The 26,393-nt window shown below is 69.5% G+C and carries 26 protein-coding genes and 1 rRNA gene; 18 read left to right on the forward strand and 9 right to left on the reverse strand.

Annotated elements, in window-relative coordinates; all coding sequences use genetic code 11:
* The first annotated feature begins 95 nt into the window (after positions 1-95).
* The 7 genes from EOT10_RS35460 to pstB all read left to right on the forward strand — a co-directional run bounded on the left by EOT10_RS35460 (position 96) and on the right by pstB (position 8,202).
* Positions 96-2,345 carry an RNA degradosome polyphosphate kinase gene (locus EOT10_RS35460; RefSeq protein ID WP_127832491.1) on the forward strand — a complete coding sequence of 750 codons (2,250 nt, stop codon included), beginning with the start codon at positions 96-98 and terminating at the stop codon, positions 2,343-2,345.
* Entirely contained in the window at positions 2,326-3,384 is a 1,059-nt protein-coding gene (locus tag EOT10_RS35465; RefSeq protein WP_127832492.1) for a CHAD domain-containing protein, read from the forward strand. The genes EOT10_RS35460 and EOT10_RS35465 overlap by 20 nt, the downstream gene beginning before the upstream one ends.
* On the forward strand, positions 3,381-3,812 hold the full coding sequence (locus EOT10_RS35470) for an NUDIX hydrolase (RefSeq protein ID WP_127832493.1): 432 nt from the start codon (positions 3,381-3,383) through the stop codon (positions 3,810-3,812). The genes EOT10_RS35465 and EOT10_RS35470 overlap by 4 nt, the downstream gene beginning before the upstream one ends.
* Positions 3,813-4,073: 261 nt before the next feature.
* Positions 4,074-5,204 (forward strand): phosphate ABC transporter substrate-binding protein PstS, encoded by a 1,131-nt coding sequence (gene pstS / locus EOT10_RS35475; RefSeq protein ID WP_127832494.1) that lies wholly within the window; start codon positions 4,074-4,076, stop codon positions 5,202-5,204.
* Between the two features lie 100 nt (positions 5,205-5,304).
* The gene (gene pstC / locus EOT10_RS35480) at positions 5,305-6,306 is read left to right on the forward strand and encodes a phosphate ABC transporter permease subunit PstC (RefSeq protein ID WP_127832495.1); all 1,002 of its coding nucleotides are present in this window, start codon (positions 5,305-5,307) and stop codon (positions 6,304-6,306) included.
* Positions 6,303-7,373 carry a phosphate ABC transporter permease PstA gene (gene pstA, locus EOT10_RS35485; RefSeq protein ID WP_127832496.1) on the forward strand — a complete coding sequence of 357 codons (1,071 nt, stop codon included), beginning with the start codon at positions 6,303-6,305 and terminating at the stop codon, positions 7,371-7,373. Before pstC ends, pstA begins: the two co-directional genes overlap by 4 nt.
* A gap of 52 nt (positions 7,374-7,425) precedes the next feature.
* Positions 7,426-8,202, forward strand: a complete 777-nt coding sequence (pstB, locus tag EOT10_RS35490) for a phosphate ABC transporter ATP-binding protein PstB (protein WP_127832497.1) — start codon at positions 7,426-7,428, stop codon at positions 8,200-8,202.
* Positions 8,203-8,447: 245 nt separating this feature from the next.
* On the opposite strand, the gene EOT10_RS35495 is transcribed toward pstB, so the two are convergent.
* Positions 8,448-9,446: an inorganic phosphate transporter gene (locus EOT10_RS35495; protein WP_127832498.1), complete on the reverse strand. Its 999-nt coding sequence runs from the start codon at positions 9,444-9,446 to the stop codon at positions 8,448-8,450.
* Positions 9,447-9,455: 9 nt separating this feature from the next.
* Positions 9,456-10,076, reverse strand: coding sequence for a DUF47 domain-containing protein (locus EOT10_RS35500; RefSeq protein ID WP_127832499.1), 621 nt, complete (start codon positions 10,074-10,076; stop codon positions 9,456-9,458).
* A 188-nt stretch (positions 10,077-10,264) separates the two neighbouring features.
* Here EOT10_RS35500 and EOT10_RS35505 point away from each other — a divergent pair, with 188 nt between their 5' ends.
* On the forward strand, positions 10,265-10,639 hold the full coding sequence (locus EOT10_RS35505; RefSeq protein WP_223281388.1) for a metal-sensitive transcriptional regulator: 375 nt from the start codon (positions 10,265-10,267) through the stop codon (positions 10,637-10,639).
* Positions 10,640-10,730: 91 nt separating this feature from the next.
* Here EOT10_RS35505 and EOT10_RS35510 read toward each other — a convergent pair whose 3' ends face one another.
* Both EOT10_RS35510 and EOT10_RS35515 read right to left on the reverse strand, forming a co-directional pair.
* A complete protein-coding gene (locus EOT10_RS35510; protein ID WP_223281389.1) occupies positions 10,731-10,958 on the reverse strand; it encodes a hypothetical protein in 228 nt (75 codons plus the stop codon).
* Between the two features lie 97 nt (positions 10,959-11,055).
* Entirely contained in the window at positions 11,056-11,916 is an 861-nt protein-coding gene (locus EOT10_RS35515; protein ID WP_127832500.1) for an SCO4651 family lipoprotein, read from the reverse strand.
* Positions 11,917-12,377: 461 nt separating this feature from the next.
* Here EOT10_RS35515 and EOT10_RS35520 point away from each other — a divergent pair, with 461 nt between their 5' ends.
* On the forward strand, positions 12,378-13,955 hold the full coding sequence (locus EOT10_RS35520) for an FAD-binding oxidoreductase (protein WP_127832501.1): 1,578 nt from the start codon (positions 12,378-12,380) through the stop codon (positions 13,953-13,955).
* 472 nt (positions 13,956-14,427) lie between these two features.
* Here the strand turns inward: EOT10_RS35520 and EOT10_RS35525 are convergent, their stop codons facing one another.
* From EOT10_RS35525 to EOT10_RS35535, 3 genes are all read right to left on the reverse strand, one after another.
* Complete coding sequence (locus EOT10_RS35525; RefSeq protein WP_431313359.1) at positions 14,428-15,123, reverse strand: phosphatase PAP2 family protein; 696 nt, start codon at positions 15,121-15,123, stop codon at positions 14,428-14,430.
* Positions 15,124-15,378: 255 nt separating this feature from the next.
* The gene (locus tag EOT10_RS35530; RefSeq protein WP_127832503.1) at positions 15,379-16,425 is read right to left on the reverse strand and encodes a C40 family peptidase; all 1,047 of its coding nucleotides are present in this window, start codon (positions 16,423-16,425) and stop codon (positions 15,379-15,381) included.
* Between the two features lie 36 nt (positions 16,426-16,461).
* Entirely contained in the window at positions 16,462-16,923 is a 462-nt protein-coding gene (locus EOT10_RS35535) for an ATP-binding protein (RefSeq protein ID WP_127832504.1), read from the reverse strand.
* Positions 16,924-17,049: 126 nt separating this feature from the next.
* Here EOT10_RS35535 and EOT10_RS35540 point away from each other — a divergent pair, with 126 nt between their 5' ends.
* From EOT10_RS35540 to EOT10_RS35580, 9 genes are all read left to right on the forward strand, one after another.
* Entirely contained in the window at positions 17,050-17,895 is an 846-nt protein-coding gene (locus EOT10_RS35540) for a helix-turn-helix domain-containing protein (RefSeq protein ID WP_127832505.1), read from the forward strand.
* Between the two features lie 11 nt (positions 17,896-17,906).
* Positions 17,907-18,089: a DUF397 domain-containing protein gene (locus EOT10_RS35545; protein ID WP_127832506.1), complete on the forward strand. Its 183-nt coding sequence runs from the start codon at positions 17,907-17,909 to the stop codon at positions 18,087-18,089.
* Complete coding sequence (locus tag EOT10_RS35550) at positions 18,082-18,318, forward strand: DUF397 domain-containing protein (protein WP_127832507.1); 237 nt, start codon at positions 18,082-18,084, stop codon at positions 18,316-18,318. The genes EOT10_RS35545 and EOT10_RS35550 overlap by 8 nt, the downstream gene beginning before the upstream one ends.
* Positions 18,319-18,562: 244 nt before the next feature.
* On the forward strand, positions 18,563-18,871 hold the full coding sequence (locus tag EOT10_RS35555; protein WP_116512240.1) for a DUF8827 family protein: 309 nt from the start codon (positions 18,563-18,565) through the stop codon (positions 18,869-18,871).
* Positions 18,872-19,015: 144 nt separating this feature from the next.
* A complete protein-coding gene (locus tag EOT10_RS35560) occupies positions 19,016-19,816 on the forward strand; it encodes a DUF8175 domain-containg protein (RefSeq protein WP_127832508.1) in 801 nt (266 codons plus the stop codon).
* A complete protein-coding gene (locus tag EOT10_RS35565; protein WP_127832509.1) occupies positions 19,806-21,146 on the forward strand; it encodes a hypothetical protein in 1,341 nt (446 codons plus the stop codon). Before EOT10_RS35560 ends, EOT10_RS35565 begins: the two co-directional genes overlap by 11 nt.
* Positions 21,143-22,702 carry an SCO6880 family protein gene (locus EOT10_RS35570; RefSeq protein ID WP_127832510.1) on the forward strand — a complete coding sequence of 520 codons (1,560 nt, stop codon included), beginning with the start codon at positions 21,143-21,145 and terminating at the stop codon, positions 22,700-22,702. Before EOT10_RS35565 ends, EOT10_RS35570 begins: the two co-directional genes overlap by 4 nt.
* A gap of 14 nt (positions 22,703-22,716) precedes the next feature.
* A complete protein-coding gene (locus tag EOT10_RS35575; RefSeq protein WP_127832511.1) occupies positions 22,717-24,147 on the forward strand; it encodes an ATP-binding protein in 1,431 nt (476 codons plus the stop codon).
* 37 nt (positions 24,148-24,184) lie between these two features.
* Complete coding sequence (locus EOT10_RS35580; protein WP_223281393.1) at positions 24,185-25,681, forward strand: type IV secretory system conjugative DNA transfer family protein; 1,497 nt, start codon at positions 24,185-24,187, stop codon at positions 25,679-25,681.
* Here EOT10_RS35580 and EOT10_RS35585 read toward each other — a convergent pair.
* The gene (locus tag EOT10_RS35585) at positions 25,678-26,223 is read right to left on the reverse strand and encodes a GNAT family N-acetyltransferase (protein ID WP_127832528.1); all 546 of its coding nucleotides are present in this window, start codon (positions 26,221-26,223) and stop codon (positions 25,678-25,680) included. The genes EOT10_RS35580 and EOT10_RS35585 overlap by 4 nt on opposite strands.
* A gap of 105 nt (positions 26,224-26,328) precedes the next feature.
* Positions 26,329-26,393 (reverse strand): 5S ribosomal RNA (rrf, locus tag EOT10_RS43275); the annotation flags it as partial.

Below are 26,393 nucleotides of genomic sequence, written 5' to 3' on the forward strand. Positions count from 1 at the left end.
GGGCCTGGCCGGAGCGTCCCCCGAACGGGAGGCTCCGCCTCACGCCCGCGCTCTCCGACGCGCCCATCGTCGTCCGGGCGCGGAAGAATGGGGCCATGAGCCAGCCGAACACCCAGGACCAGGTCTCCGCACCGCACGCGCAGCCGTCCGTCGGCTCCATAGCCGCGCACCGGCCGCACACCGTCGCGGGCGGTGACTACAAACCCGATCTCCCCGCGCTGACGTCGGACATCGACGCCGATCCGGACGAGTACGAGGACTACAGCGTCGAACTGCCCCAGGGCCGCTTCCTCGACCGGGAGCGCAGCTGGCTCGCGTTCAACGAGCGGGTGCTCGAGCTGGCCGAGGACCCCGACACCCCGCTCCTGGAGCGGGCGAACTTCCTGGCGATCTTCGCGTCCAACCTGGACGAGTTCTTCATGGTCCGCGTGGCAGGGCTCAAGCGGCGCATCGCGACCGGCGTCGCCACCCGTTCGGCCTCGGGGCTCCAGCCCCGCGAGGTCCTCGAACTGATCTGGAACCGCTCGCGCGAGCTCATGGCCCGGCACGCCGCCTGCTACCAGGAGGACGTCGCCCCGGCGCTCGCCGACGAGGGCATCCACGTGGTGCGCTGGGAAGAGCTCACCGACAAGGAGCAGTCCCGGCTCTTCACCCTGTTCAAGCAGCAGATCTTCCCGGTGCTCACCCCGCTGGCCGTGGACCCCGCGCACCCCTTCCCGTACATCTCTGGCCTGTCCCTGAACCTGGCCGTCGTGGTGCGCAACCCCGTCTCCGGGCACCGCCACTTCGCCCGCGTGAAGGTCCCGCCGCTGCTGTCCCGCTTCCTGGAGGCCTCGCCGCAGCGCTACGTCCCCATCGAGGACGTCATCGCCGCGCCCAAGCACCTGGGCGAGCTGTTCCCCGGCATGGAGGTCCTGGAGCACCACATGTTCCGGCTGACCCGGAACGAGGACCTGGAGGTCGAGGAGGACGACGCGGAGAACCTCCTCAAGGCGCTGGAGAAGGAGCTCATGCGGCGCCGCTTCGGACCGCCGGTGCGCCTCGAGGTCGAGGAGAGCATCGACCGGTACGTCCTCGACCTCCTCGTGCGCGAGCTGAAGATCAGCGAAGCGGAGGTGTACCCGCTGCCGGGTCCCCTGGACCTCACCGGCCTCTTCGGCATCGCGAGCCTCGACCGGCCCGAGCTGAAGTACCCCAAGTTCATCGCGGGCACCCACCGCGACCTCGCCGAGGTCGAGTCCGCGACCTCGCCCGACATCTTCGCCGCCCTGCGCGAACGCGACGTGCTGCTGCACCACCCGTACGACTCCTTCTCCACGTCCGTGCAGACCTTCCTGGAGCAGGCCGCCGCCGACCCCGACGTCCTCGCCATCAAGCAGACGCTGTACCGGACCTCGGAGACCTCCCCGATCGTCGACGCGCTCATCGACGCCGCGGAGTCCGGCAAGCAGGTCCTGGTCCTCGTCGAGATCAAGGCCCGCTTCGACGAGCAGGCCAACATCAAGTGGGCCCGCAAGCTGGAGGAGGCCGGCTGCCATGTCGTGTACGGCCTCGTCGGCCTGAAGACGCACTGCAAGCTGTCGCTCGTGGTCCGCCAGGAAGGCGACACGCTGCGCCGCTACTGCCACGTCGGCACGGGCAACTACCACCCGAAGACGGCCCGCCTGTACGAGGACCTGGGCCTGCTCACCGCCGACTCACAGGTGGGCGCCGACCTCTCCGACCTCTTCAACCGGCTGTCCGGTTACTCGCGCCGCGAGACGTACCGCCGGCTCCTCGTCGCCCCCAAGTCCCTGCGCGACGGCCTCGTTTCGAGGATCGACAACGAGATCCAGCACCACCGCGCGGGCCGCCCCGCCTACGTCCGCTTCAAGGTCAACTCGATGGTCGACGAGGCCGTCATCGACGCGATGTACCGGGCGGCGCAGGCCGGAGTCCCCGTCGACGTGTGGGTCCGCGGGATCTGCGCGGTGCGGCCCGGCGTCGCGGGCCTGTCGGAGAACATCCGCGTGCGCTCGATACTCGGCCGCTTCCTGGAGCACTCCCGGGTCTTCGCCTTCGGCAACGGCGGCGAGCCCGAGGTGTGGATCGGCAGCGCGGACATGATGCACCGCAACCTCGACCGCCGCATCGAAGCCCTGGTCAGGGTCTCCGACCCGGCTCACCGCGGCGCCCTGAACCGGCTCCTGGAGACGGGGATGTCCGACACCACCGCCTCCTGGCACCTGGGTCCGGACGGCGACTGGGTCCGGCACGCCAAGGACGCGGAGGGCCGGCCCCTGCGGAACGTACAGGAGATGCTCATAGACGCCCGGAGGCGCAGGCGTGGCACAGCAACACCTTGAGACACCCGGAGCGGAGGGCTGCGCGGGCGACGTCGTCGCGGCCTACCTGCGCGAGCAGGCCACGGAGTTCCTGCGCTCCCTGCGGCAGCACCGCGAGAGCGGGGGCGCCGCGTCGGGCACGGCCGCCGAGGAGACCGCCGAGGCGGCGCGCGCCCTGCGCCGCTCGGCCCGCCGCGTCAGCGGCACGCTCCACACGTTCCGCCCCCTGCTCGACCCGGACTGGTCGGACGCCCTGCGCCCCGAACTGGCCTGGCTGTCAGGCATGCTGGCCCAGGAACACGAGTACGCGGCCCGCCTGGAGAGGCTGCTCGCAGCCCTGCACAGACTCTCGGGCCCGTACGCGGTACCCCTGCAGCCTGTGGGCAGCAGTTCCGCTGGGGCGGAACGGGTGGGCACAGCCCACGCGCCGCGCAACGAAAAGTCGGCGTCGGGCCAGCTGACCGTGGGCGCCGCGAAGGCCGGCGCCCTCCTGGAACGCCAGCTCACCCTGGCAAGGACCCGGGCCCACTCCACGGCCCTCCAAGCCCTGGGCTCATCCCGCTTCCACGCGGTAGCGGACAGCGTCGCCCTGCTCGCCAGCGACGTCCCCCTGCGCCCCGCCACGGCCGACCTCAAGACGCTCGCCACCGCCGCGCAGACGCGCCTCACGGAGGCGGTCACCGCCCTGCCCCTGCACCAGGCCGGCCACCCCTACAACGCGGAAGCCCTCGTACAGGGCCTCACCGCCGACACGGCGCCCCCGTCCCAGGACGCCCCCTGGCACCACGTACGCCTCCTCCTGCGCCTGCACCGCTACGCGCAGGAGGTCGTGGACGCCGACGCGCCGGAGGCCGACGCGGAAGCGGCCGCCGCACTGGACCGGCACCGCGACGCCGCCGAGGCCGCGGCCGCCGCCGCCCACGCGGCCCGCACCCCCCGCATCGCCCCGGCGACGGCCTACGCGCTCGGCGTCCTGCACGCCGACCAGCGCCACGAGGTGGAAGCGGCCCGTTTCGCGTTCCAGCGGGCCTGGCTCAAGGAGGCGGTCCGCACGCCATGAGCAGCGGAAACAACGGCGACAACGACGTCATCCGCGCCGCCGGCTGCGTCCTGTGGCGCCGCTCCCCGTACGACGACGGCCTCGAGGTCTGTCTCGTGCACCGGCCCAAGTACGACGACTGGTCGCACCCCAAGGGCAAGCTGAAGCGGCGCGAGGACGCACTCGCTGGGGCGCTGCGGGAGGTCGAGGAGGAGACCGGCTTCCGCTGCGCCCCCGGCGCCCGCCTGCCCACCGCCCACTACGTGGCGAACGGCCGCCCCAAGCAGGTCGAGTACTGGGCGGCCGAGGCCACCGACGGCACTTTCAGGCCGAACCGCGAGGTCGACCGGATCGCCTGGCTCTCCCCGACCGCCGCCCGTCACCGCCTGACGCAGCCCCGCGACAAAACGCTCGTCGACGCGCTCCTCAGCGCCCTCCACCTGACGTAGGGCCTGCTGGGAGAGGGTTCAGTCACAGTCCGCGCCCGAGACATCACAAAACGTCACACATCACCTCACCGCACCGACCGCCGAGGTTCACCCGCCGTTCACTCCCGCCCATCGACGGCTTCACCTGTGCTGCCTAATTTCGGCCTTACCCGGTGCGAGTCGCCCTCCAGGGCGAACAGCGCGCCGCCTACCTGGAACGAACAGACGTCGCACGCCGTCCCGGAATCACCGACCGGCGGCTCCTGGAAGGAACATCCGAAAGTGAAGCTTCAGCGCAAGAACGGTCTCCGCGCCCTCTCGCTCGGCGCCATCGCCGTCTCCGGCGCCCTGGCCCTCACGGCGTGCGGCTCGGACAACGCGAGCACGGGCGGCGGCGCCAGCAGCGCGCCGGCGGCCAAGGCCGGCAGCATCAAGTGTGACAACGCCAAGGGCCAGCTCCTCGCGAACGGTTCCTCCGCGCAGGCCAACGCCATCCAGGCCTGGGTCAAGGCGTACACCGCCGAGTGCAAGGGCGTTCAGATCAACTACAAGCCCGAGGGTTCGGGCGCCGGTGTCACGGCGTTCACCCAGGGCCAGGTCGCCTTCGCCGGCTCGGACTCCGCCCTGAAGCCCGAAGAGGTCGCGGCCTCCAAGAAGGTCTGCTCCGGCGGCCAGGGCATCGACCTGCCGATGGTCGGCGGCCCGATCGCGGTCGGCTACAACGTCCCGGGTGTCGACAACCTGGTCCTGGACGCCCACACCCTCGCCCAGATCTTCGACGGCAAGATCAAGACCTGGGACGACAAGGCGATCGCGAAGCTGAACCCCAAGGCGAAGCTTCCGTCCACCAAGATCCAGGCGTTCCACCGCTCGGACGAGTCCGGCACCACGGACAACTTCACCAAGTACCTCAAGGCCGCCGCCCCGTCCGACTGGAAGTACTCGGGCGGCAAGGCGTGGCAGGCCAAGGGCGGCCAGTCGGCCCAGGGTTCGTCCGGCCTCGCCCAGCAGGTGAAGCAGACCGCCGGCGCGATCTCGTACTTCGAGCTCTCCTACGCCAAGGACGGCATCAAGACGGTCGACCTGGACACGGGCGCCTCCGCCCCGGTCAAGGCCACCACCGACAACGCCACCAAGGCCATCTCGGACGCCAAGGTCGTCGGCACCGGCAAGGACCTGTCCCTCCAGCTGAACTACGCGACGAAGGCGGACGGGGCCTACCCGATCACCCTCGTCACGTACGAGATCGTCTGCGACAAGGGCAACAAGGCCGACACCTTCCCGGCCACCAAGTCCTTCCTCACCTACATCGCGAGCCAGGACGGCCAGGACTCCCTGGCGGCCCTCGGCTACGCGCCGATCCCGTCCGAGATCAACACCAAGGTCCGCGACACCATCGCGAGCCTGAGCTGACCCAGCGTGCGGCCCGCCCCCTCACCGGGGGCGGGCCGCACCGTCCGGTGCACCGCCGCCTGGAGCCGCCGACCGTGGCTCCGCAGACCGGAGAATCCCCATGGACATATCTACGAAGACAACTGCTCCACCCGCACCCGCCGAACCGCCGGCCGCACCCCTGAAGACGACCCGTGGCGCGACCCGCCCCGGTGACCGGATCTTCCTCGGCCTCTCGCGCGGCTCCGGCATCCTGCTGCTGGTGATCATGGCCGCCATCGCGGCCTTCCTGACCTACCGCGCCTCGCTGGTGCTGTCCAAGAACGACGGCAACTTCCTCACGACCTTCGAGTGGAACGCCAACAACACCCCGCCGGTGTTCGGCATCGCGGTCCTCGCCTTCGGCACCGTCGTCTCCTCGGTCATCGCCATGGTGATCGCGGTCCCGATCGCCGTGGGCATCGCGCTGTTCATCACGCACTACGCGCCCAAGAAGATCGGCGGCGCGATCGCGTACGTCGTCGACCTGCTGGCCGCCGTACCGTCCATCGTGTACGGCCTGTGGGGCGCCCTCTTCCTGGTGCCGCACCTCACCGGCTTCTACAGCTGGCTCAACGACTACTTCGGCTGGACCCACGTCCTCGAGTGGCAGGGCGGCGCCCCGCGCACCCTCCTCGCCGTGGGCATCCTGCTCGCGATCATGATCCTCCCGATCATCACGAACGTCAGCCGTGAGGTCTTCCGGCAGGCGCCCCTGATGCACCAGGAGGCGGCGCTCGCGCTCGGCGCCACCCGCTGGGAGGTCATCCGCATGGCGGTGATCCCCTTCGGCCGCTCCGGCGTGATCTCCGCCTCGATGCTGGGCCTCGGCCGCGCGCTCGGCGAGACGATGGCCGTCGCGACGGTCCTCTCCCCCAGCTTCGAGATCAACGCCAGCCTGCTCGACCCGGGCGGCGGCACCTTCGCGCAGAACATCGCCGCGAAGTTCAGCGAGGCCACCGAGCAGGGCCGTGACGCGCTCATCGCCTCCGGCCTGGTCCTCTTCGTCATCACGCTCGTCGTGAACGGTGCGGCCCGCGCGATCATCGCCCGCCGCAAGGAGTACTCGGGGGCCAACGCATGAGCAACGCAACCATCACCCCGCAGGGCCCCGCCGCCGACTCCCTGAGCGCCGCGCGCCTGCCGCGCTGGTCGCCGTACGCGATCGCCGTGGGCGCCGTCGCCGCCGGCTGCGCGATCGGCCTGGGCGCCGGGCTCGACAGCCGCATCCAGTGGGGCCTGATCGCCGCCGTCCTGTTCGTGCTCGGCACGTTCGGCATCGCCACCAAGGTCGAGGGCAAGCGCCAGGCCAAGGACCGCGTCGCGACCAGCGTCGTCTGGGTCTCGTTCATCCTCGCCGTGGTCCCGCTCGTCTCCCTGATCTTCGAGACGGTCAGCCGTGGCGTGAAGGTCCTCGACGTCTTCTTCCTGACGCACTCGATGGGCGTCGTCGCGGACTACGAGCCCGGCGGCGGTATCTACCACGCCATCATGGGCACCCTGGAGCAGGTCGGCCTCGCCACCGTGATCTCCGTGCCGATCGGCCTGCTCACCGCGATCTACCTGGTCGAGTACGGCCGGGGCAAGCTCGCCAAGGCGGTCACCTTCTTCGTCGACGTCATGACGGGCATCCCGTCGATCGTCGCGGGCCTGTTCATCCTCAGCTTCTGGATCCTGATCCTCGGCTTCAGCTACTCCGGCTTCGCCGGGTCGATGGCTCTGTCGATCCTGATGATCCCGGTCGTCGTCCGCTCCACCGAGGAGATGCTCAAGCTCGTCCCGAACGAGCTGCGCGAGGCATCGCTCGCGCTCGGCGTACCGAAGTGGCGCACGATCCTCAAGGTCGTCCTGCCGACGTCGATCGGCGGCATCACGACCGGTGTGATGCTGGCCATCGCCCGTATCGCCGGTGAGACCGCGCCCGTCCTGCTGCTGGTCTGGGGCAACCCGCTGATCAACACGGACCCGTTCCAGGGCCCCCAGTCCTCGCTGCCGCTGTACATCTACCAGCAGTACCAGAACAGCGGTGGCAGCCCGGCGGCGTACGACCGCGCCTGGGCGGCGGCACTCGTGCTCATCGCCTTCATCATGATCCTCAACCTGGTGGCCCGCGGCATCGCCCGCTGGAAGGCCCCCAAGACGGGCCGCTGACGCGGCTAATGAAGCACTTCAGCGACTCGACCCCGGAAGTAGTGAGTTAGTTATGGCCAAGCGAATCGACGTAAGCGGACTGACCGCGTACTACGGCTCCCACAAGGCGATCGAAGACATCTCCATGACCGTGGAGCCCCGCTCCGTGACGGCCTTCATCGGCCCGTCCGGCTGCGGCAAGTCCACGTTCCTGCGCACCCTGAACCGCATGCACGAGGTCACCCCCGGTGGCCGCGTCGAGGGCAAGGTGCTCCTGGACGACGAGGACCTCTACGGCACCCACGTCGACCCGGTCGCCGTGCGCCGCACCGTCGGCATGGTGTTCCAGCGCCCCAACCCCTTCCCCACCATGTCGATCTTCGACAACGTGGCGGCGGGCCTGCGCCTGAACGGCTCGTACAAGAAGAGCGAGCTCGGCGACATCGTCGAGAAGTCCCTCAAGGGCGCCAACCTCTGGAACGAGGTCAAGGACCGCCTGAACAAGCCGGGTTCCGGCCTCTCCGGCGGTCAGCAGCAGCGTCTGTGCATCGCCCGCGCCATCGCGGTCGAGCCCCAGGTGCTCCTCATGGACGAGCCCTGCTCGGCCCTCGACCCGATCTCGACGCTCGCCATCGAGGACCTGATCGGCGAGCTCAAGGAGCGCTTCACGATCGTCATCGTGACGCACAACATGCAGCAGGCGGCCCGCGTCTCGGACCGCACGGCGTTCTTCAACCTGTCCGCGGTCGGCCAGCCCGGCAACCTCGTCGAGATCGACGAGACCGAGCGGATCTTCTCCAACCCGTCGGTCCAGGCCACCGAGGACTACATCTCGGGCCGCTTCGGCTAGACACCACCACCGACCCCTTGCGGTGCTGCATGGCGGTGCCACCGCAAGGCAAAGGGCCCGCCCCCTGGCTCCCGGGGGGCGGGCCCTGTTCTGCGTTCTACGCGACCGGCTCCGGCCGCGTAGAACCACTGACTATCCGAACGCCAGGTTCAACGCGGCAGCGACCAGGTCGGCGGCCGGCATCGTGATACTGCATCACCCGGGGGACGACCCCCGGACCCCCAGCCGCCTCAGCTCACCGGCGCTCAGCCGAACGCCAGGTTCACGACCCAGTAGCACGCGGCAGCGACCAGGCCGGCGGCCGGCATCGTGATGAACCAACCAAGGACGATGTTCTTGGCGACGCCCCAGCGGACCGCGTTCACGCGCTTCGTGGCGCCCACACCCATGATCGCCGAGGTGATGACGTGGGTCGTCGAGATCGGCGCCTTGAAGAGGTACGACGTGAGGAACATGATCGACGCGCCGGTGGTCTCGGCGGCGAAGCCCTGCGGCGGGTCCAGCTCGATGATCTTGCGGCCGAGAGTGCGCATGATCCGCCAGCCACCCGCGTACGTACCGAGCGAGAGCATCACGGCACAGGCGATCTTCACCCACACCGGGATCGGTGCGTCGGCGCTCTGCACGTTACCGATGACCAGGGCCATCACCACGATGCCCATGGTCTTCTGGGCGTCCTGGAGGCCGTGACCGAGCGCCATGCCGGCCGCCGACACGGTCTGCGCTATGCGGAAGCCGCGCTTGGCCTTGTGCGGGTTGGCCCGGCGGAACAGCCACATGATCACGGTCATCACCAGGTAACCGGCGATGAGACCGACGATCGGCGACAGGAACATCGGGATGACGATCTTCTCGAGGACACCCGACCAGATGACCTCCGTGCCACCCGCGAGCGCCGCGCCCACCATGCCGCCGAACAGCGCGTGCGAGGAGGACGAGGGAAGCCCGAAGTACCAGGTGACAAGGTTCCACACGATCGCGCCGAGCAGCGCGGCGAAGAGGATGCCCATCCCCTTGTCGCCGGTCGGCGTCTCGATCAGGCCCTTGCTGACGGTGTGCGCGACCCCCTGGCCGAGGAAGGCACCGGCGAGGTTCATCACCGCGGCCATCGCGAGCGCCGCGCGGGGCGTCAGCGCACGCGTGGAGACGGACGTGGCGATGGCGTTCGCCGAGTCGTGAAAGCCGTTCGTATACGTGAATCCGAGCGCGACGCCAATGGTCACGATCAGTGCGAAGGTGTCCATGAGAAGGCCTCAGGACTCCTTGACGGCGATGGTCTCCACCGTGTTCGCCACGTGCTCGAAGGCATCCGCAGCCTCTTCGAGCACATCCACGATCTGCTTGAGCTTCAGCACGTCCATGGCGTCGTACTTGCCGTTGAACAGGTGCGCGAGCAGCTTGCGGTGGATCTGGTCGGCCTGGTTCTCCAGGCGGTTGACCTCGATCCAGTACTCGGTGAGGTTGTCCATCGTCCGCAGGTTCGGCATGGCCTCGGCGGTCAGCTCGGCCGCCCGCGCCAGGACCTCGATCTGCTGCTCGACACCCTTGGGCAGCTCTTCGACCTGGTAGAGGACGACGAGGTCGACGGCCTCCTCCATGAAGTCCATGATGTCGTCGAGGGACGACGCGAGGTTGTAGATGTCCTCGCGGTCGAAGGGCGTGATGAACGAGGAGTTCAGCTGGTGGAAAATCGCGTGGGTGGCGTCGTCACCGGCGTGCTCCGCTGCCCGCATCCGCTCCGCGATCTCGGCCCGGGCGGAGGAATCCGCCCCGAGCAGTTCCATCAGGAGTTTCGAGCCCGTGACGATGTTGTCCGCGGATGCGGCAAACATGTCGTAGAAGCTCGTCTCCCTGGGGGTCAGACGAAAGCGCACGTGGGGTCCTCGGGGTGCTTTGGATTCGGTCAGGCTGATGCTAGGCGCATCATCCGGCCACGGCTAACCGGCAATACCCCAGTGTCGCCCATGAGACACAGTGATCAGCACGGGGTCCCGCGAACCCGCCGGACCCGCGACAAATTCGGTATCATATACCCACCAGGGGTATACAACGGGAGGACGCGATGACCACGGACGCGACCGGGATCGGGACCGAGGCCGGGACCGGAGCCGGGACCGAGCACGACGGCGGGATCGTGACCGACCACGACCGCGGGATCCACGGGTACCACCACCAGAAGGCCGAGCACCTCAAGCGCCTGCGCCGCATCGAAGGCCAGATCCGGGGCCTGCAGCGCATGGTCGACGAGGACGTCTACTGCATCGACATACTCACGCAGGTGTCCGCCTCCACGAAGGCGCTCCAGTCCTTCGCCCTGCAGCTCCTGGAGGAGCACCTGCGGCACTGCGTCGCCGACGCCGCCGTCAAGGGCGGTGACGAGATCGACGCGAAGGTCGAGGAGGCGACGAAGGCGATCGCGCGGATGCTGCGCACGTGACGCGCGCGCCCTGTCCATGACATACCCGTCTGTGACATATACGACGACGGCACACACGAACGGGGCGCGGAGATCCGCGCCCCTCATGACTTCAGGAGTCCCTGGGTGACTTCAGGAGTCGACTCGAGGAGTCCCTCGGGTCCTCGCCCTCCCGGGGCCACCACTCCTCGGCGACCCTGAGCACCTCGTCGATACGGTCCGCACTGAGCCGGTCCTCGTCCGCGGCCGACGCCGCGATGATCAATTCGCCGCACAGCTCGATCTCGGCGAGGGCTACGTGGTCATGAACCGCCGTGCCGCCCACCGGAGCCACGTTCATCACCTCTTCCAGCCGTAAGCCGTAGCCGTAACCGACTTCCTAGAGTAGGGAGCGGCCTACGCGCTGCGCATGGCACGGACGGACCATTTCCGGACCGCTAATTCTCGGCGATCTTCCCGTCGAAAATGTCCTTTGTGTCGGGAAGTTCGATTTTCGCGGAAACGCCGAACCCGTAGAGAAGAGTGGTGGACGCCACATCCACGACTTCCCTCTTGCCGCCCTTCCCCTTCCCCGTGCCCGCCGCCTTCGTGTTCACGAAACTGAACCGGTGCCGCAGCTTCCTGATCCGGCCCTGGTCGTCGAGGTACACGTCGAACGGCACCTGGTCCTTGGCGAACCCTTTCGCCGCGGCGGCGAGCGAGGGCCGGCTCGCCGGGGAGGCGGCGCGGGCGGCGGCCGCCATGTCGATGATCCCGCGGTAGTGCCGGACCTCCGTCCCCGCGAACTCGCTCTCCCCCGCGTACGTCACCCGGCGCGCGCCCCGCAGCAGTTCGGCGGCGGCCAGCGGGTCCGTGGCGCCGCCGGTGACCAGGTTCCCGTCGGACAGGGACGCCGTCTCGACCCGCACCCACTTGTCCGCGGGGACGCCCGCGCCCCGGTTCTTCATGTACAGGGCGCCGGGCGCGAGGAGTTCGGTGATGGGGCGGTGCTCGGCGACGCCGGAAGGATCCTGCGGAAGCACCACCTTCAGCCGCCCGACGTGCGCCCGGTAGTCGTAGACGCCCTGGCCGCGGATCGTGACGCGGGTGCCGCCGGTGGCCATCTCCATCGAGGTACGCGCCTGGGAACTGCCCTCGCGGACCAGCCGGTCGGCCGCGCGGTGCACGGCGGCGGTGGCGCCGGCCACGCTCTCGTTGTCCGCCTGCGCGTCGGCGGAACACCCGGTGGTGAGGAACGTCAGTCCGACCGCCGCGGCCGCTGCGGCCGCCTGTGCTGCGCGTCCGTGCTGCTGCACCATCGCTTGTCTGCCCCCAAGCATGTCCGAGCGTCCGCGGCCCCTTTGTCGACCGGATAACGACGATTGCCTGCACCCGTCACGCGTACCGTTGACCCGTGGCACAAGAGCAGTCCGAACCCCCCGAGCCCCATCACACGACCACGGCCGAACAGGGCCGCTTCTGCCTGGCCCGCTGCACCTGCGGCTGGCGAGGCCCGGCCCGCAGAGCCCGCTCAAAGGCGCGAGAGGACGCAGCCCAGCACACCCTCACGACCTGACCCGCTTCCCTCACTTCTGTGGGCAGCTGGTCCGCCAGGGGCGATGGGGGTCCCCCCGGCTCGAGCGAAGCCGAGAGTTGGGGGAGGGTGGGCACAGCCCACGCGCCGGGCAACGGCACATCGGCGCCAACCGCTCCCACCCACGTGGAACCCACCGCGCCGCAAAGACGTCTCGTACCCCGGGAAAACAACGGGGAGGCGTCCATGAAGCGGCGAACATTCATAGCGGCCGGCGCAGCCACACTCGCCGCCGGCACGGCCACCGCATGCAGCGCCGCCGACACCCCTGGAGGCAGCGGCGCCAAGGCCCCCACCACCCCCACCGGCACCGGCACCCGCATCCACGGCACAAGCGCAAGCGCGAGCGTCAGCGCGAACCTCAAAGCCCTGGCCCAAGACCTGGACGGCACCCTCATAACCCCCGGCCACCCCAAGTGGCCCGCCGCCCACCAGCTCTACAACACCCGCTTCGACACCCTGAAGCCCACCGCCGTCGCCTACGTCGCCCACCCCGACGACATCCGCACCACCCTCGCCTACGCCCGCGCGCACCACACCCCCGTCTCGATCCGCAACGGCGGCCACTCTTACGCCGGCTGGTCGTCCGGGAACGGCCACCTGATCCTCGACGTGTCCAAGCTCTCCACGATCAGGGCCTCCGCCGGCGAGGCGGTCGTAGGCGCCGGCGCCAAACTCATCGACGTGTACCGCGCGCTCGCCGCGAAGGGCGTCACCATCCCCGCCGGCTCCTGCCCCACCGTGGGCGTCTCGGGCCTCACCCTCGGCGGCGGCCACGGCGTCGTCTCCCGTGCCTACGGCCTGACGTGCGACAGCCTCACCCAGGCCACCCTCATCACGGCCGACGGCAAGCAGGTAGTGGCGGACAAGTCCCAGAACCCGGACCTGTTCTGGGCCCTGCGCGGCGCGGGCAACGGCAACTTCGGCGTCGTCACCGAACTCCGCTTCCGCACCCACCCCGCCCCGCAGGCCGTCTCCGCGTACATGACGTGGCCTTGGTCGAAGGCCACCGCGGTCCTGAAGGCCTGGCAGGAGTGGGGGCCGTCGCAGCCCGACGAGATCTGGTCGTCGTGCCACATCGCGAACGCGGTCGGGGGCCGCCCGACGATATCGATCGCCGCGTTCTCCCTCGGCACGTACCGCGAGCTCCAGAACGCCGTCGACCGCCTCGCCGACGGCCCCGGCGGCCCGGGCCCCGCGTCGAACGTCTTCCTGAAGCGCCGCTCGTACGAGGAGTCGATGGAGGTGTACGCGGGCTGCTCGGCGTTCGCCGAGGACGCGCAGTGCCACCTGCCGGGCGCCACCCCGGGGCGAAGCCCGCAGGGGGCGCTGCAGCGCGAGACGTACGCGGCCCGCTCCGACTTCTTCGACCGCTCGATCTCTTCGGCGGGCATCCGCGCGATGTTCTCGAAGATGGAGAACGTCGCCGCGGGCGCGGGCAGCATCGCGCTGACGGCGCTAGGCGGGGCGATCAACCGCGTGGACCCGACGGCCACGGCGTTCGTGCACCGGCGCTCCCGGATGCTCGCGCAGTACATCGTGTCCTGGCGCGCGGGCACGTCCGGCAGCACGGCGACGGCCTGGTTGAACGCGACCCACAACGCGATGCGCCCGTACGCGTCCGGCGCGGCCTACCAGAACTACACGGACCCGACCCTTACGAACTGGCGCCAGGCCTACTACGGCGACGCGACGACGCGCCTGGCGGCGGTCAAGAAGCAGTACGACCCCACAGCCTTCTTCAAGTTCCCGCAGTCCCTCTGACCCGCTGCCTGATCCGCCCTGTGTGAGGCGCCCCGTAAGGGGCGCGGGGCTGTGACATTCTGCGGCTCCGCCGCGTGGGCGCGAACAACCCCCACCGCCCCGCAGCGACAAACCGCCCCCCCTCAAGGGGCGCGGGGAACTGCGCAAAACCGCACGCCCATTCCAGCGGAAACCCCACACAGACGGCCCCCACGACTAGCCCAAACCCCACCGCAGCGTTCCGCTGGACCCATGAAGAACTCGCCCCGAATAACCGCCGCCGCCGCGGCCGCCGCCCTCGCCCTGGGAGTCACCACAGCCGCCGTACTGGACGACGACTCGACCCACCCGGACGCGGCCCCGCTCGCCGCCACCTCCGCCGCAGTCGCGGCCGCCGCCGCACTCGCCGGCGCCACACTCCTCCGCCGCGAAAACCACCGCGAGGACCGCCGAGAGAGCCGCCGTGAGAGCCGCGGCGAGAAGACCGAACGCCCTACGCCGCCAGATCCCGCTCCTCGGACTCCCGAGCCTCAGGAATCCCCACAGCCCCCGGCACGGCCCCCGCACCGGGCGACCACACCAGCCACCCCATCCGCCGCGTCCGCCCCACGGCCCGCGCCACTGGAGTGAGCAGCGCCGACGCGAGGGGCGAAAGAAGCAGCGCCACCGCCGTACCGAGCGCGAACCCGCCCACGACGTCGGTCGGGTAGTGCACGCCCATGAAGACCCGGCAGAACCCTTCGAGTACCGCGAGCCCGATGCCGATGAGCCCGAACTTGCGGTGCGCGACGAAGAGTCCGGCGCCGATGGCCATGGCGAGCGTCGCGTGGTCGCTGACGAAGGAGAAGTCGGACTTGCCGTGGACGAGGATGTCGATGCCGTCGTGGTCGACGAAGGGCCGCGGCCGTTCGACGAACCCGCGGATCGGCACGTTCACCAGGACGGCGATCCCGGCCGCGAGCGGCGCCCACACGACGGAGGCGACCGACGAGGCCGCGTCGTCGAGGGTGTCCCGCTTCCGCACGCCCCACCAGGCCCAGAGCGTGAGCAGGACGAGGGCGAGCAGCAGCCCGTACTCGCCGATGAACGCCATCGTGTGGTCGACCCAGCCGGGCGCGTCCTTGGCCAGGCCGTTGATGTCGTAGAGCAGACCGACGTCGGGGTTGGACCCGGAGGCTCCGAGTGCCATGACTCCAGCCAGAACAGCCATCTCGCTGCGGCCCCTTCGTCTTCTCGCTCCATGGGCGCACCTGGTGTGCGCCGCTCGTCCACCCCCGTGGTCGTAGATCCGCGGTCGTCGTCACTCCGCGATCGGCTCAGCAAAAGGAACGCACGGTCCCCCCTCTTACGTTCCGCACTCCACCGAATGATCACGCAGACGTTATCGAAGAGAGACACGAAGCCGCAGCTCAGGGCAGGGCTCTGACGGAGAGTTCCGTACCGGTCACACCTCGGGGTTCCGCTCGGGGTTGCCCTCGGGGTTCCCGTCCGGGCTCGTACTCGGCAGGGCCTTCGCGCCGTCCTCGGTGACCCGCGTCGCCCCGAAGTAGTCAGGGGTGTCCACGGGGTCGAAACGGATGACGGCGCCCGGGCGCGGCGCGTCGATCATGTAGCCGCCGCCGACGTAGATCCCGACGTGCCGGATCGCGCGGCTGTTGGTGAGGTCGTCCGAGAAGAAGACGAGGTCACCGGGCAGGAGTTCGTCCCGCTTGGGGTGCGGCCCGGCGTTGTACTGGTCGTTGGCCACGCGCGGCAGCTGGACCCCGACCTCCCGGTACGCGGCGAGGGTCAGCCCCGAGCAGTCGAACCGGCCGCCTTGGTCGGCGGTCCCGTTCCCGCCCCACAGATACGGGGTCCCGAGCTTCTTCTGCGCGAAGTAGATAGCCCCCGCCGCCTGCTGCGACGGCTGCACCCGGCCGACCGGCCGCGCGAAGCTCTTCTCCAGGGTCGTGATCGTCTTCACGTAGTTCTGCGTCTCGCGGTACGGCGGTACGCCCCCGTACTTGATGACGGCGTACGCGCCGGCGTTGTACGCGGCGAGCATGTTCTTCGTCTGGTCGCCCGGCGCGTCCTTCACGTACTTCGCGAGCGAGCAGTCGTACGAGGCGGCGGAGGGGATGGCGTCCTTGGGGTCCCAGATGTCCCGGTCCCCGTCACCGTCCCCGTCGACCCCGTGCGCGGCCCAGGTCCCCGGGATGAACTGCGCTATGCCGAGCGCCTTCGCCGGGCTCTTCGCCCTCGGGTTGAACCCGCTCTCCTGGTAGAGCTGGGCGGCGAGGAGCGCCGGGTTGATCGCCGGGCAGAGGTTCCCCCACTCCTGCACGATCGACTGGTACGCGGTCGGCACGGCGCCCTTGGCGAGCCCCACGGCCCCCTTGCCGATGCCGCTCGCGAGACTCCCGGCGGCCATGTACGTACCGACGACGAGCAGCGTCACGAACCCGGTCCCCCCGGCGGCGAGCGCGCCCCCGACGACCCACGCCTTACGCACCGTCAACCGCCTTTCGCCGCCCCGGAGTCCACCGCGTCAGTTTAGATGCGGGTGCGGCGATACGGCGGGAGTCGATCCCGTTGGCTCGTTTCGGCACTCGGCCCACAGCAGCTTGCCCCGATGGGTCGCGCCCAGGGAGTACGCGCCCCAGGCGTCCGCGCACGCCCGCACGAGATGCAGCCCGCGCCCGCTCTCGGCCGAACGTGGCGCGTTCTCCCCTACATGGAACCCTGGAGGGATCTCGGGGTCGGAGTCCCATACGGACACGCGGACCCCTCCGGGGCTACGGGGCGCGAGCCGCAGCCCGTACGCGCCGGTGGTGTGGAGATGGGCGTTGGTGAGGAGCTCGGAGGCGAGCAGTTCCGCGTCGTCGCGGAGGTCGGCGAGCCCATGCGCGTCGAGGATGACGCGAAGCGCTGCGCGAGCGATGCCGGGGGCCCGGGGGTCGTGGGGGAGATGGAGGGCGTAGGTCCAGGGGGGCGGAGATACGGTTGCCATGGAAGTCTCCGGTTGGCGTGGGGAGTTGGCGTTATTAAGGTAGCGACATCTATGTAAGTGCTTATACGGATCGCGTGAGATTCCTTATCTGCCACCCATGTGGGTGACCAAGGAGGCGGACAAGTAGTGCGGACCAACCCGACGGGCCGTCATCTCCGTTTGGGAGCCGAGCTGCGAAAACTCCGCGAACGCGCCGGCCTCTCCTCGACCCGGGCCAGTCAACTGCTCGGCGTGAAGCAGAACCAGATGAGCAACGTCGAGGCCGGCCGCGCAGGCGTGAGCCCCGAACGCGTCCGCACCTGGGCCTGCCAGTACGACTGCGGAGACAAGGCGCTCGTGGATGCCCTCGTCGGCATGGCGGCCGAACGCGTCCGCGGCTGGTGGGAGGAGTACCGCGAGATCCTGCCCGCTGCCCTTCTGGACCTCGCCGAGCTCGAAGCGAACTCGATGCGCCTGCGCTCGGCCGTGACGGTGCACATCCCCGGCCTGTTCCAGACGACCGAGTACGCCCGCGAGGTCTTCCGCCAGGGCGTCCCCCAGCTCCCACCGCCCGACGTCGAGCACCGCGTCTCGTTCCGGATCAAGCGGCAGGCCGTTGTCTTCCAGGAGTCCCCCGTCCCGCAGCAGGTCATCGTCCACGAGGCGGCCCTGCGGATGAGGCTCGGGGGCCGCGACGTGACCCGCGCCCAGCTCCAGCACCTGCTGGACATGAACGAGCGCGAGCACATCGCGATCCGCGTCATCCCGTTCGACACCGGCGTCCTGGCCGGTTCCGGGCAGTCGATCTACTACTCAGAGGGGCCCGTGCCCCAGCTCGACACCGTGAACCTCGACCAGTCACACGGCCCGGTCTTCCTCGACGCCGAGGCGCAGCTGCACAAGTACCGCGTCCTGCTCGACCGGATGGAGATCGCCTCGCTCACACCCGCGAAGTCGCAGGACTTCATCCACTCCATCGCCCACGACCTGTGAAGGAGCCCGAAGTGCCGGATCTGAACTGGCAGAAGTCGTCCTACTGCGCGGAGGGCAACTCCTGCGTGCACGTCGCCGAAACCACCGACGGAGTCCATCTCACCGAAAGCGCCGACCCCAGCAGAGCGATACTCACCACCGCCCCCGGCGCCTTCGCCGAGCTGGTCCGGTCCCTCAAGGAGAGCCATGGCTGACGTACCCGCCGACCTCACCTGGGAGCGGGCCGCGCCCGAGGACGCCGAGGGCCCCGGCCCCTGGATCGAGATCGCTTTCGGCCCGGACGACCTCGTGTACCTGCGCGAGACCTCGGACCCCGAGACCGTCGTCACGACTACGCAGAGCAAGTGGGACGCGTTCGTGCTCGGTGTCCAGGCGGGCGAGTTCGACCACTTCGTGGAGGACACCGCCCGACAGGACCCCTGACCAGGGACCCCCCGCACCGCGCAGCGGAAAAGTGGCCAACGAATCGTCACCGATCAGGTCACGGCGCAGAGCTGAGGTTCATTGCCCCAGGTGACTCTCCGTGATACACAGAGTGACCGTACGAACTCGGCCAAGGAATGGCGCCAAGTCGGCAGGCATCCGCGGCGATCTGGGCAAGAATGGGCCTGACCTCTGCGCTGCGGCGGGGGCGACAGAACTACCCACATGGGGCGGTGAGTTACACATGCTGCTGGCAGCCGGCAAAGGCAACATCGACACCATCATCGGCGGAATCGCCCCCGACTGGGGCCCGTTCCAGAACTTGGGCAAGGAAGCTCAGGTGATGGTCGAGGTCGTGATGGCGGTGGCGATCCTGCTGTGCCTGGGCATCGCGATCTGGGGCGCGGCCAAGCAAAGGATCGGCGCGACGGCGCTTCGCGACACGTTCAGTGCCGAACAGGGCAAGGGCCTGATCATCGCGGGCCTGACCGGCGTATTCATCATCGGATCGCTCGGCACGCTCTTCACCATTGTGTACGGCATGGCGATCTAGCCGCCGTCTCCGCCCGCTCCGGCCACACCTGCACCGAGGTTGCAACTCCCTGATGTCGAGTCACCACACCGCGCCCGCGCGGAATGCCGCGCGGCTACCGTCGTACGTGGCGGTTCAGCACGAGCTTGAGGGGGCGTACGCGGGATGAGTCTGGGCGACGGCCATGACGACGACGGCCTGTACGGCGGCACGGGCCAGACCCGCACGCGGCTTCCCGACGGGGGTCAGGGTGACGGCAGACCTCCGGTCAGGTCGTCGTCGCGGAGCCTGATCACGGTGGTCGGGGTCGTGGTGCTGCTCATCGGGGCGATCGCGTTCGCAAACCGGGGCGGGGGCGATTCCCCTTCGGGGGGTGGCGACGCGAAGAAGCCGGACGCGTCCGCGACGGCCCCGACCGGCACGAAGCCGGTCGCTTCGGGCTTCGCCCATGACGAACAGGGCGCGCAGAGCGCTGCCGCGAATTACGCGGTGGCGTTGGTTTCGGCCGACATTCTGAAGCCGGACCGCCGTACGCAGATCGTCAGGCAGCTGTTCGTCGCCGACAAGACCGCCGAGCTCGAGGCCAAGTTCAACAAGGCGTACACCCCTGACTTCCTGAGCCGCCTGGGTCTGGACACGAACGGCAACGCGCCGGCCGGCCAGACCTACGTGTCACGCACTGCCCCCGTCGGCACCAAGACCACCGCGTACTCGGATGGCACGGCCACGACGGAGGTCTGGTGCACGGGTGCCTTCGGTATGGCCGGTGAGAGCGCGAAGAACCCCGTCACAAACGACTGGTTCACGATGACGCTGCAGCTGAGGTGGGTGGACGGCGACTGGAAGGTCGAGAGCTTCTCCCAGAAGGACGGGCCGTCCCCCGTGAACGGCGACAACAAGATCTCCTCGGCTGACGAGATCGCCAGGGCCGTGCAGAAGTACGGAGGCTTCACCTATGCCCGGTAGCCGCGCTCTGCTGAAGTTCACCGCCGCCGCGGCGACCGTCCAGACCGCGGCCGTCCTGCTGGCGACCCGTGCCTACGCGGCGCCCGCCGATGACAAGTGCGACCTCATCGTCGGCCCCGCAAAGCAATATTGCGAACGCGGCAACGGAAAAACCGGTTCCGGCGGTGGCTCCCCCGTCACACCTCCCGGCACCACCAACCCCCTGGACCCCCTCTCCTCCCTGGCAAGGGGCTGCGCCGACGCCGCCTCCTGGACCATCGACAAGCTCAGCGAGTCCATCAAGCAGACGGCCAACGTCGACTTCACCAACACGAAGTTCCTCCAGCAGTACGCGATCGTGTTCGCCGCGTCGGCGATCCTCACGCTGGTGCTGTGGCTGCTCGCCGTCGCCAAGAGGGCCGTCCGGGGCGTGCCGCTCAGTACGGCGATCTCGGAGGCCATCGGGTTCCTGTGGCTGACGGTGCTCGCGTCCGCGTTCACGCCGCTGATCCTCTACACCGTCGTATCGGCGACGGACGGGGTGTCGGACGTGCTCGCGAAGGCGACCGGCAATCAGACGGACGCGTTCTTCGGGACGTTCTCCGGCGCGCTGAAGAAGGGCGACAGCATAGGGGGCGGGCCGATCATGCTGATCGTCGTCTCGCTCGTGTCGATCCTGGCCGCCGGCATCCTCTACCTGGAGCTGTATCTGCGGGCCGTGATGCTCTACGTCGGCGCGCTGCTCGGCGTCGTCGTGTACGCGGGGCTCGTGGACAAGAACCTCTGGGGGCACGTCCGCCGGTGGGCGGGCGTGATGATCGCGGTGATCCTGGTGAAGCCGGTGATCGTGATCGTCCTCGGGCTCGCCGGTGCGCTGTCGTCGTCAAACGGTCCCGACTCGCTGGCCGCCGTCGTGTCCGGGCTCGCGATCGTCCTCCTTGCCATCTTCGCCAGCGGCATGATCTACCGCTTCGTACCCGGCTTCGGCGACGAGATCGCCAACGGCCGCAACAACCGCATCATGCGCGGCGCCGAGGGCAAGGCCGCCGCGGTCATCAGTTCCCCCGCCGCACTCGTCTCGCAGGGCATCAAGACGCACAGCGCCCGCGCGGACGGTGGCGGCGGCAGCGGCGGCGGCCAGTCCCAGGCCCGCCCCGCGAACCCGGTGTCGGGAGGCGTGTCCGCACACAGCACCCGCCCCTCATCCGGGGGCAGTGGCGGTGGCGGCGGATCTGTCCCCTCCGCCGCACCCCCGCCCCGTACGAGTCCCACGAACACGCCGCACGCGGGCAACCGGAGTAGCGGCGGGAACACCGGCAACAGCAATCGGCAAGGAGGTGCAGGGCGTTGACGACCCAGTCCCATGTGTCCCATCCGGTCACGCCCCGCCGTACGTATCTGATCGGCCGGGCCCGGCCGAACGCCATCGTCGGCCGGAACCGCGAGACCGGCGAGATCGCCCTCATCATCGGGGGCGCTTTCCTGGGCATGATGTGCGGGCTGCTCGTCCCCGCCCTGTCGCTGCGCATCGTGCTGCTCCTGGGCTTCCCGCTGCTCGCGATCGCCGCCGTCTACATCCCGTACAAGCACCGCACGTTCTACAAGTGGTTCGAGATCAACCGCAGTTACAAGCGGCAGCTCAAGCGCGGGACGACGTACCGGTCACGGGCCATCGAGGCCGGGGTGGGACTCGACGGACGTGAGGTGGAGATCGGGCCGCCGCCCGGCATCGGCCGGCTCACCTGGCTCTCGGCGCCGTTCGGGCCCGACGAGATCGCCGTACTGCTGCACGCCGACCGGCGTACCGTCACCGCCGCCATCGAGATCGAGGGGCCCGGCGTCGGGCTGCGCGACTCGGAGGACCAGGAGGCGCTGGTCGACCGGTTCGGGACGCTCCTCAAGCACGTGGCCAACGGGGACGGGTTCGTCACCCGCATCCAGATGCTGGCCCGCACGCTCCCGGCCGACCCCGACGCCCACGCCAAGGACGTCGCCGTACGCGGCCACGACCGCGCGCCGGGCTGGCTGCAGGAGTCGTACAACCAGCTCCAGTCGATGGTGTCGACCAGCAGCGAGCAGCACCGCGCCTACCTCGTCGCCTGCATGCACTTCACGCGCGAACTGGCCGCCGAGGCCCATGCCATGGCGCGCGCGGCCCGTCCCCACAGCGGCCGCAAGGTCGACCGGGACGCCGGGCTCGCCGTCGTCATGGCGCGCGAGCTGACCGACATCTGCTCGCGGCTGCAAGAGGCCGACATCCGGGTGCGCCAGCCGCTCGGCCAGGGGCGGCTCGCCTCGCTCGTGCACTCCATGTACGACCCGGACCATCCCATCGACCACATCCAGGCGATGACGAAACGTAATGCCTGGCCGGCCGAGCTCGACGCGATGGAGCCGACGTATCTGCAGGCCAAGACGCGCGAGTCGTCCACGCGCGCGCCCTGGTGCCACGCCACCGCCTGGGTGAAGGAGTGGCCGATGACGCCGGTCGGCGTGAACTTCCTGGCCCCGCTGCTCGTCCACACCCCGGACGTCATCCGCACCGTCGCCGTCACGATGGACCTCGAACCCACCGAGGTCGCCATCGAACGCATGCTCACGGAGAAGACGAACGACGAGGCCGAGGCCAGCCGCCAGGCCAAGATGAACCGCACCGTCGACCCGCGCGACGTCGCCGCCAACAGCCGCCTCGACCAGCGCGGCGAGGACCTCGCCAGCGGCGCCGCCGGAGTCAACCTCGTCGGCTACATCACCGTCTCCTCCCGCTCACCGGAGAGCCTCGCGCGCGACAAGCGCACGATCCGCGCCTCCGCCGGCAAGTCCTATCTGAAGCTGGAGTGGTGCGACCGCGAGCACCACCGGGCCTTCGTCAACACATTGCCGTTCGCGACCGGCATCCGACGGTAGAGGCAGGGGCTGACATGCGGGATCCGCTGTCCATGGTCACGGACGCCTTCACCTCCTTCCTGTTCGGGAAGGTGGAGACGACCCGGCTTCCGGTCCGTACGTCGACGGGCCAGGCCCAGGCCGTCTACCTGCCGACGGCCGCCCCCGGCCTCGGCGACTCGGGCGTCATCATCGGCCGCGAGGTGTACTCCGGCAAGGGCTACATCTACGACCCGTTCCAGCTGTACGGGCAGCAGCTGCCCGCCCCGCACTGGCTGGTCCTCGGCGAGTCCGGCAACGGCAAGTCGGCCCTGGAGAAGACGTACGTCCTGCGGCAGCTGAGGTTCAAGGACCGGCAGGTCGTCGTCCTCGACGCACAGGGCGAGGACGGCGTCGGCGAATGGAACCTCATCGCGCAGGAGCTGGGGATAACCCCTATCCGGCTCGACCCCACCGCCGCCCTCGACATGGGCATCCGGCTCAACCCGCTCGACCCGGCGATCACGACGACCGGGCAGCTCGCGCTGCTCCGGACGATCATCGAGGTCGCCATGGGGCACGGGCTCGACGAACGCTCCGGCTTCGCCCTCAAGGTCGCGCACGCCTACGTCAACGAGACCATCGTCGAGCGCCAGCCCGTCCTCACCGACATCGTCGAACAGCTCCGCCACCCGGAGCCTTCGTCGGCCGAGGCGATGAACGTCGCCATAGACGACGTACGGGCCTGGGGCCTCGACGTCGCCCTCGTCATCGACCGGCTCGTCGACGGTGACCTGCGCGGCATGTTCGACGGCCCGACGACGGTCGGCATCGACCTCGACGCCCCTCTGATCGTCTTCGACCTCTCCCACATCGACCGCAACTCCATCGCCATGCCGATCCTGATGGCGATCGTCGGCGTGTGGCTGGAACACACCTGGATCCGGCCCGACCGCAAGAAGCGCATCTTCCTCGTGGAGGAGGCCTGGCACATCATCAACTCGCCCTTCGTGGCACAGCTGTTCCAGCGCCTCCTGAAGTTCGGCCGGCGCCTCGGCCTGTCCTTCGTGGCGGTGGTGCACCACCTCAGCGACGTCGTCGACGGGGCCGCCGCCAAGGAAGCCGCCGCGATCCTGAAGATGGCCTCCACCAGGACCATCTACGCCCAGAAGGCCGACGAGGCCCGCGCCACCGGTCTCGTACTCGGCCTGCCACGCTGGGCCGTCGAGATCATCCCCTCCCTGACACCGGGCATCGCCGTCTGGGACGTGAACGGGAACGTCCAGGTCGTGAAGCACCTCGTCACCGAGACGGAACGCCCGCTGGTCTTCACCGACCGCGCCATGACGGAATCCTCCAGCGACACGATCAGCGACGACGACGCCCTGCGCGCCGCCGAACTGGAGGCCGAGGAACGGGCGGCGGCGTTCGTGGAACAGCAGATGGGCGACCGGCTGAAGGACTCGTCGGAGTCGACGGTGGCCTGACGAACCCCTGACGGGGGTGGGCGAGAGCGAGAACGGCATGCGGCGGCAGGACGCGTACGAGTACGAGTACGAGCGTGAGGGCGGGGGCCGGGGTGGCCCGGCGCCCAGGGAGCGCGGCATTCCCGACGGGCTGCTTCTGGGCGTGCTCGCCTTCCTGCTCGGCATGACCCTCATGGTCTGGACGGCGACGGGCCTCTCTGGCCTGTTCACCAAGGGCGCCTGGCCGGACGGCGTGACGATCCGGAACACCCCGGTCGCCATGCGCGCCCTCATCGGCCGCCCGCACGACCTGCCGGCCGCCTGGCCGGACACCCCGGCCGCCCAGCTCTCCGGATACGGGCTGTTCTGGGGCCTGTTCATCGGCCAGGTCCTGGTACTGATCGTGCTCGCCGTGTTCGTGGCGGGGACGGTGACGCGGTGGCGGGCGGTACGGAGGAGGGGGAAGAAGGTGAGCGAGGCCGTACCGGAACCCGTAGCCCCGGACCCCGTAGCCCCGGAACCCGTAGCCCCGGAACCCGTAATCCCGCAGCCGCAGCCGCAGCCCGCGCAGTCTCAACTGCCCCAGCCCGCGCCGGAACAACCCGCACCCTCACCCTTGCCCCAGCAACGCGGGCCCGTGATCCTCGGCCCCGCTCACAGCCGTACCCCTCAAGCCATCCAGGCCATCAGGGACGCCGAGGGCCCCGTCCTCGTCGTCACGTCGTCGCCGAGCGTGTGGGCCGAGACGAAGGACGCCCGCTCGAAGCTCGGGCCCGTACTCGTCTATGACCCCGCCCACCTCTGCGACACCCCGGCCCGCCTCCACTGGAACCCGGCACGGGGCTGCGAGGACAAGCCGACGGCCACGTCCCGGGCGGCCGCCCTCCTCGCCCCGACCCGGCCCACCGCCAGGCTCGACGCGGCGACCGCGGACACGGCGGAAACGCTCCTGCGCAGCTATCTGCACGCCGCAGCCGTGGACAACAAGCCCTTCCGCCACGTACACCGCTGGGCCCAGGGCACCCAGGTCCAGGAGGCGGTACGCATCCTGCGGACCAGCCCCAAGGCGGCGGCCGGCGCGGCGGGAGAGCTGGAGGCAGCGCTCACCTCGCACCCGGAACGCCGGGACATGGCCCAGGAGTTGACCTCGCGCGCCCTGTCCTCGCTCCTCTCGGTGCACATCCGCGAGGCGTGCACCCCGAACCGAACTGATGCGCTCACCCTGGATTCCTTCGTCCATGAAGGGGGCACGCTGTATCTGGTGGGTGAAGCCATCGAGGATCCCAAGGCGGACCCGGGCGCGATGCCCCTCCTCACGGCCCTCGCCTCAAGCGTGGTCGAGCACGGCCGGCGCATGGCCGAACGGTCATCCGCCGGTCGGCTCGACCCACCAATGACACTCGTCCTCGACGACGTCGCCGCGGTGGCCCCGCTTCCCCAACTCCCTGAGCTCCTGTCCACGGGAACGGACCGGGGCCTCCCCACCCTGGCCCTCCTCCGATCCCAGGAACAGGCCCGCTCCCGCTGGCCCCACACCGAACTCCCGGCGCGCTAGCCCCTCTTGAGCACCATTTCCCACTCGGACTTCGCGGGATCGGCCGGCACCGGCTCACGCACCCCGCTACGGACGAAGCCGAACCGCTGATAGAAGCGCTGCGCGCGTTCGTTGTCCTCATGCACGAACAGCCGCACCCGCTCCAGGCCCTCCAAGGACCAGGCCCACTCCACAGCGGCCCTGAACAACGCCTCGGTCATCCCGCTCCCGCGCCACCCTTCGGCAACGAACACCCCGACGAGCAGGACCTGCCGCATCTCGCTCACCCGCCCGAACGCCGCCGGCTCACCCGCCTCCTCGATCCGCGCAGTAACCGACCCCAGCCACCGCCCGTCGGCCGCCTCCGCCACGAACTGCCATGAGGAACCGTCCAGTTCGAACCGCCCGGCCCGCTCCCGCCAGAACTCCTCGGGCCGCGCCAACGCCTCCTCTATCGTCTCCACGAAGGCGATCGGCGCCGCGGGATCCCGCAGCGCCGCGAGCCGCAGCTCCCGTACCTCCGCCCATTCCTCGGCACGGACAGGGCGCACGGTGTACTTCACGTCGGAGTCCATGGCGCAGACCCTATGGGAACAGAACCTCGTGAACGCAAAAAAGCCTCAACCCCCGAGTTTCCACTCGGGGGTTGAGGCTTTCTATCAAAATTAGTTCGGCGGCGTCCTACTCTCCCACAGGGTCCCCCCTGCAGTACCATCGGCGCTGTGAGGCTTAG

The sequence above is a fragment of the Streptomyces antnestii genome, assembly GCF_004005495.1.
GTDB lineage: Bacteria > Actinomycetota > Actinomycetes > Streptomycetales > Streptomycetaceae > Streptomyces > Streptomyces antnestii.

What these genes read in the sequence shown, in the direction of transcription:
- EOT10_RS35535 (WP_127832504.1), bottom strand. Translation starts at nt 16,923, where the DNA reads ATGGCAACCGTATCTCCGCCCCCCTGGACCTACGCCCTCCATCTCCCC.
- EOT10_RS35510 (WP_223281389.1), bottom strand. Translation starts at nt 10,958, where the DNA reads ATGAACGTGGCTCCGGTGGGCGGCACGGCGGTTCATGACCACGTAGCC.
- EOT10_RS35580 (WP_223281393.1), top strand. Translation starts at nt 24,185, where the DNA reads ATGCGGCGGCAGGACGCGTACGAGTACGAGTACGAGCGTGAGGGCGGG.
- EOT10_RS35505 (WP_223281388.1), top strand. Translation starts at nt 10,265, where the DNA reads ATGACCACGGACGCGACCGGGATCGGGACCGAGGCCGGGACCGGAGCC.
- EOT10_RS35560 (WP_127832508.1), top strand. Translation starts at nt 19,016, where the DNA reads ATGAGTCTGGGCGACGGCCATGACGACGACGGCCTGTACGGCGGCACG.
- EOT10_RS35550 (WP_127832507.1), top strand. Translation starts at nt 18,082, where the DNA reads ATGGCTGACGTACCCGCCGACCTCACCTGGGAGCGGGCCGCGCCCGAG.
- EOT10_RS35520 (WP_127832501.1), top strand. Translation starts at nt 12,378, where the DNA reads ATGAAGCGGCGAACATTCATAGCGGCCGGCGCAGCCACACTCGCCGCC.
- pstA (WP_127832496.1), top strand. Translation starts at nt 6,303, where the DNA reads ATGAGCAACGCAACCATCACCCCGCAGGGCCCCGCCGCCGACTCCCTG.
- EOT10_RS35555 (WP_116512240.1), top strand. Translation starts at nt 18,563, where the DNA reads ATGCTGCTGGCAGCCGGCAAAGGCAACATCGACACCATCATCGGCGGA.
- EOT10_RS35565 (WP_127832509.1), top strand. Translation starts at nt 19,806, where the DNA reads ATGCCCGGTAGCCGCGCTCTGCTGAAGTTCACCGCCGCCGCGGCGACC.
- EOT10_RS35525 (WP_431313359.1), bottom strand. Translation starts at nt 15,123, where the DNA reads ATGGCACTCGGAGCCTCCGGGTCCAACCCCGACGTCGGTCTGCTCTAC.
- pstB (WP_127832497.1), top strand. Translation starts at nt 7,426, where the DNA reads ATGGCCAAGCGAATCGACGTAAGCGGACTGACCGCGTACTACGGCTCC.
- EOT10_RS35515 (WP_127832500.1), bottom strand. Translation starts at nt 11,916, where the DNA reads ATGGTGCAGCAGCACGGACGCGCAGCACAGGCGGCCGCAGCGGCCGCG.
- pstC (WP_127832495.1), top strand. Translation starts at nt 5,305, where the DNA reads ATGGACATATCTACGAAGACAACTGCTCCACCCGCACCCGCCGAACCG.
- EOT10_RS35495 (WP_127832498.1), bottom strand. Translation starts at nt 9,446, where the DNA reads ATGGACACCTTCGCACTGATCGTGACCATTGGCGTCGCGCTCGGATTC.
- EOT10_RS35575 (WP_127832511.1), top strand. Translation starts at nt 22,717, where the DNA reads ATGCGGGATCCGCTGTCCATGGTCACGGACGCCTTCACCTCCTTCCTG.
- EOT10_RS35460 (WP_127832491.1), top strand. Translation starts at nt 96, where the DNA reads ATGAGCCAGCCGAACACCCAGGACCAGGTCTCCGCACCGCACGCGCAG.
- EOT10_RS35470 (WP_127832493.1), top strand. Translation starts at nt 3,381, where the DNA reads ATGAGCAGCGGAAACAACGGCGACAACGACGTCATCCGCGCCGCCGGC.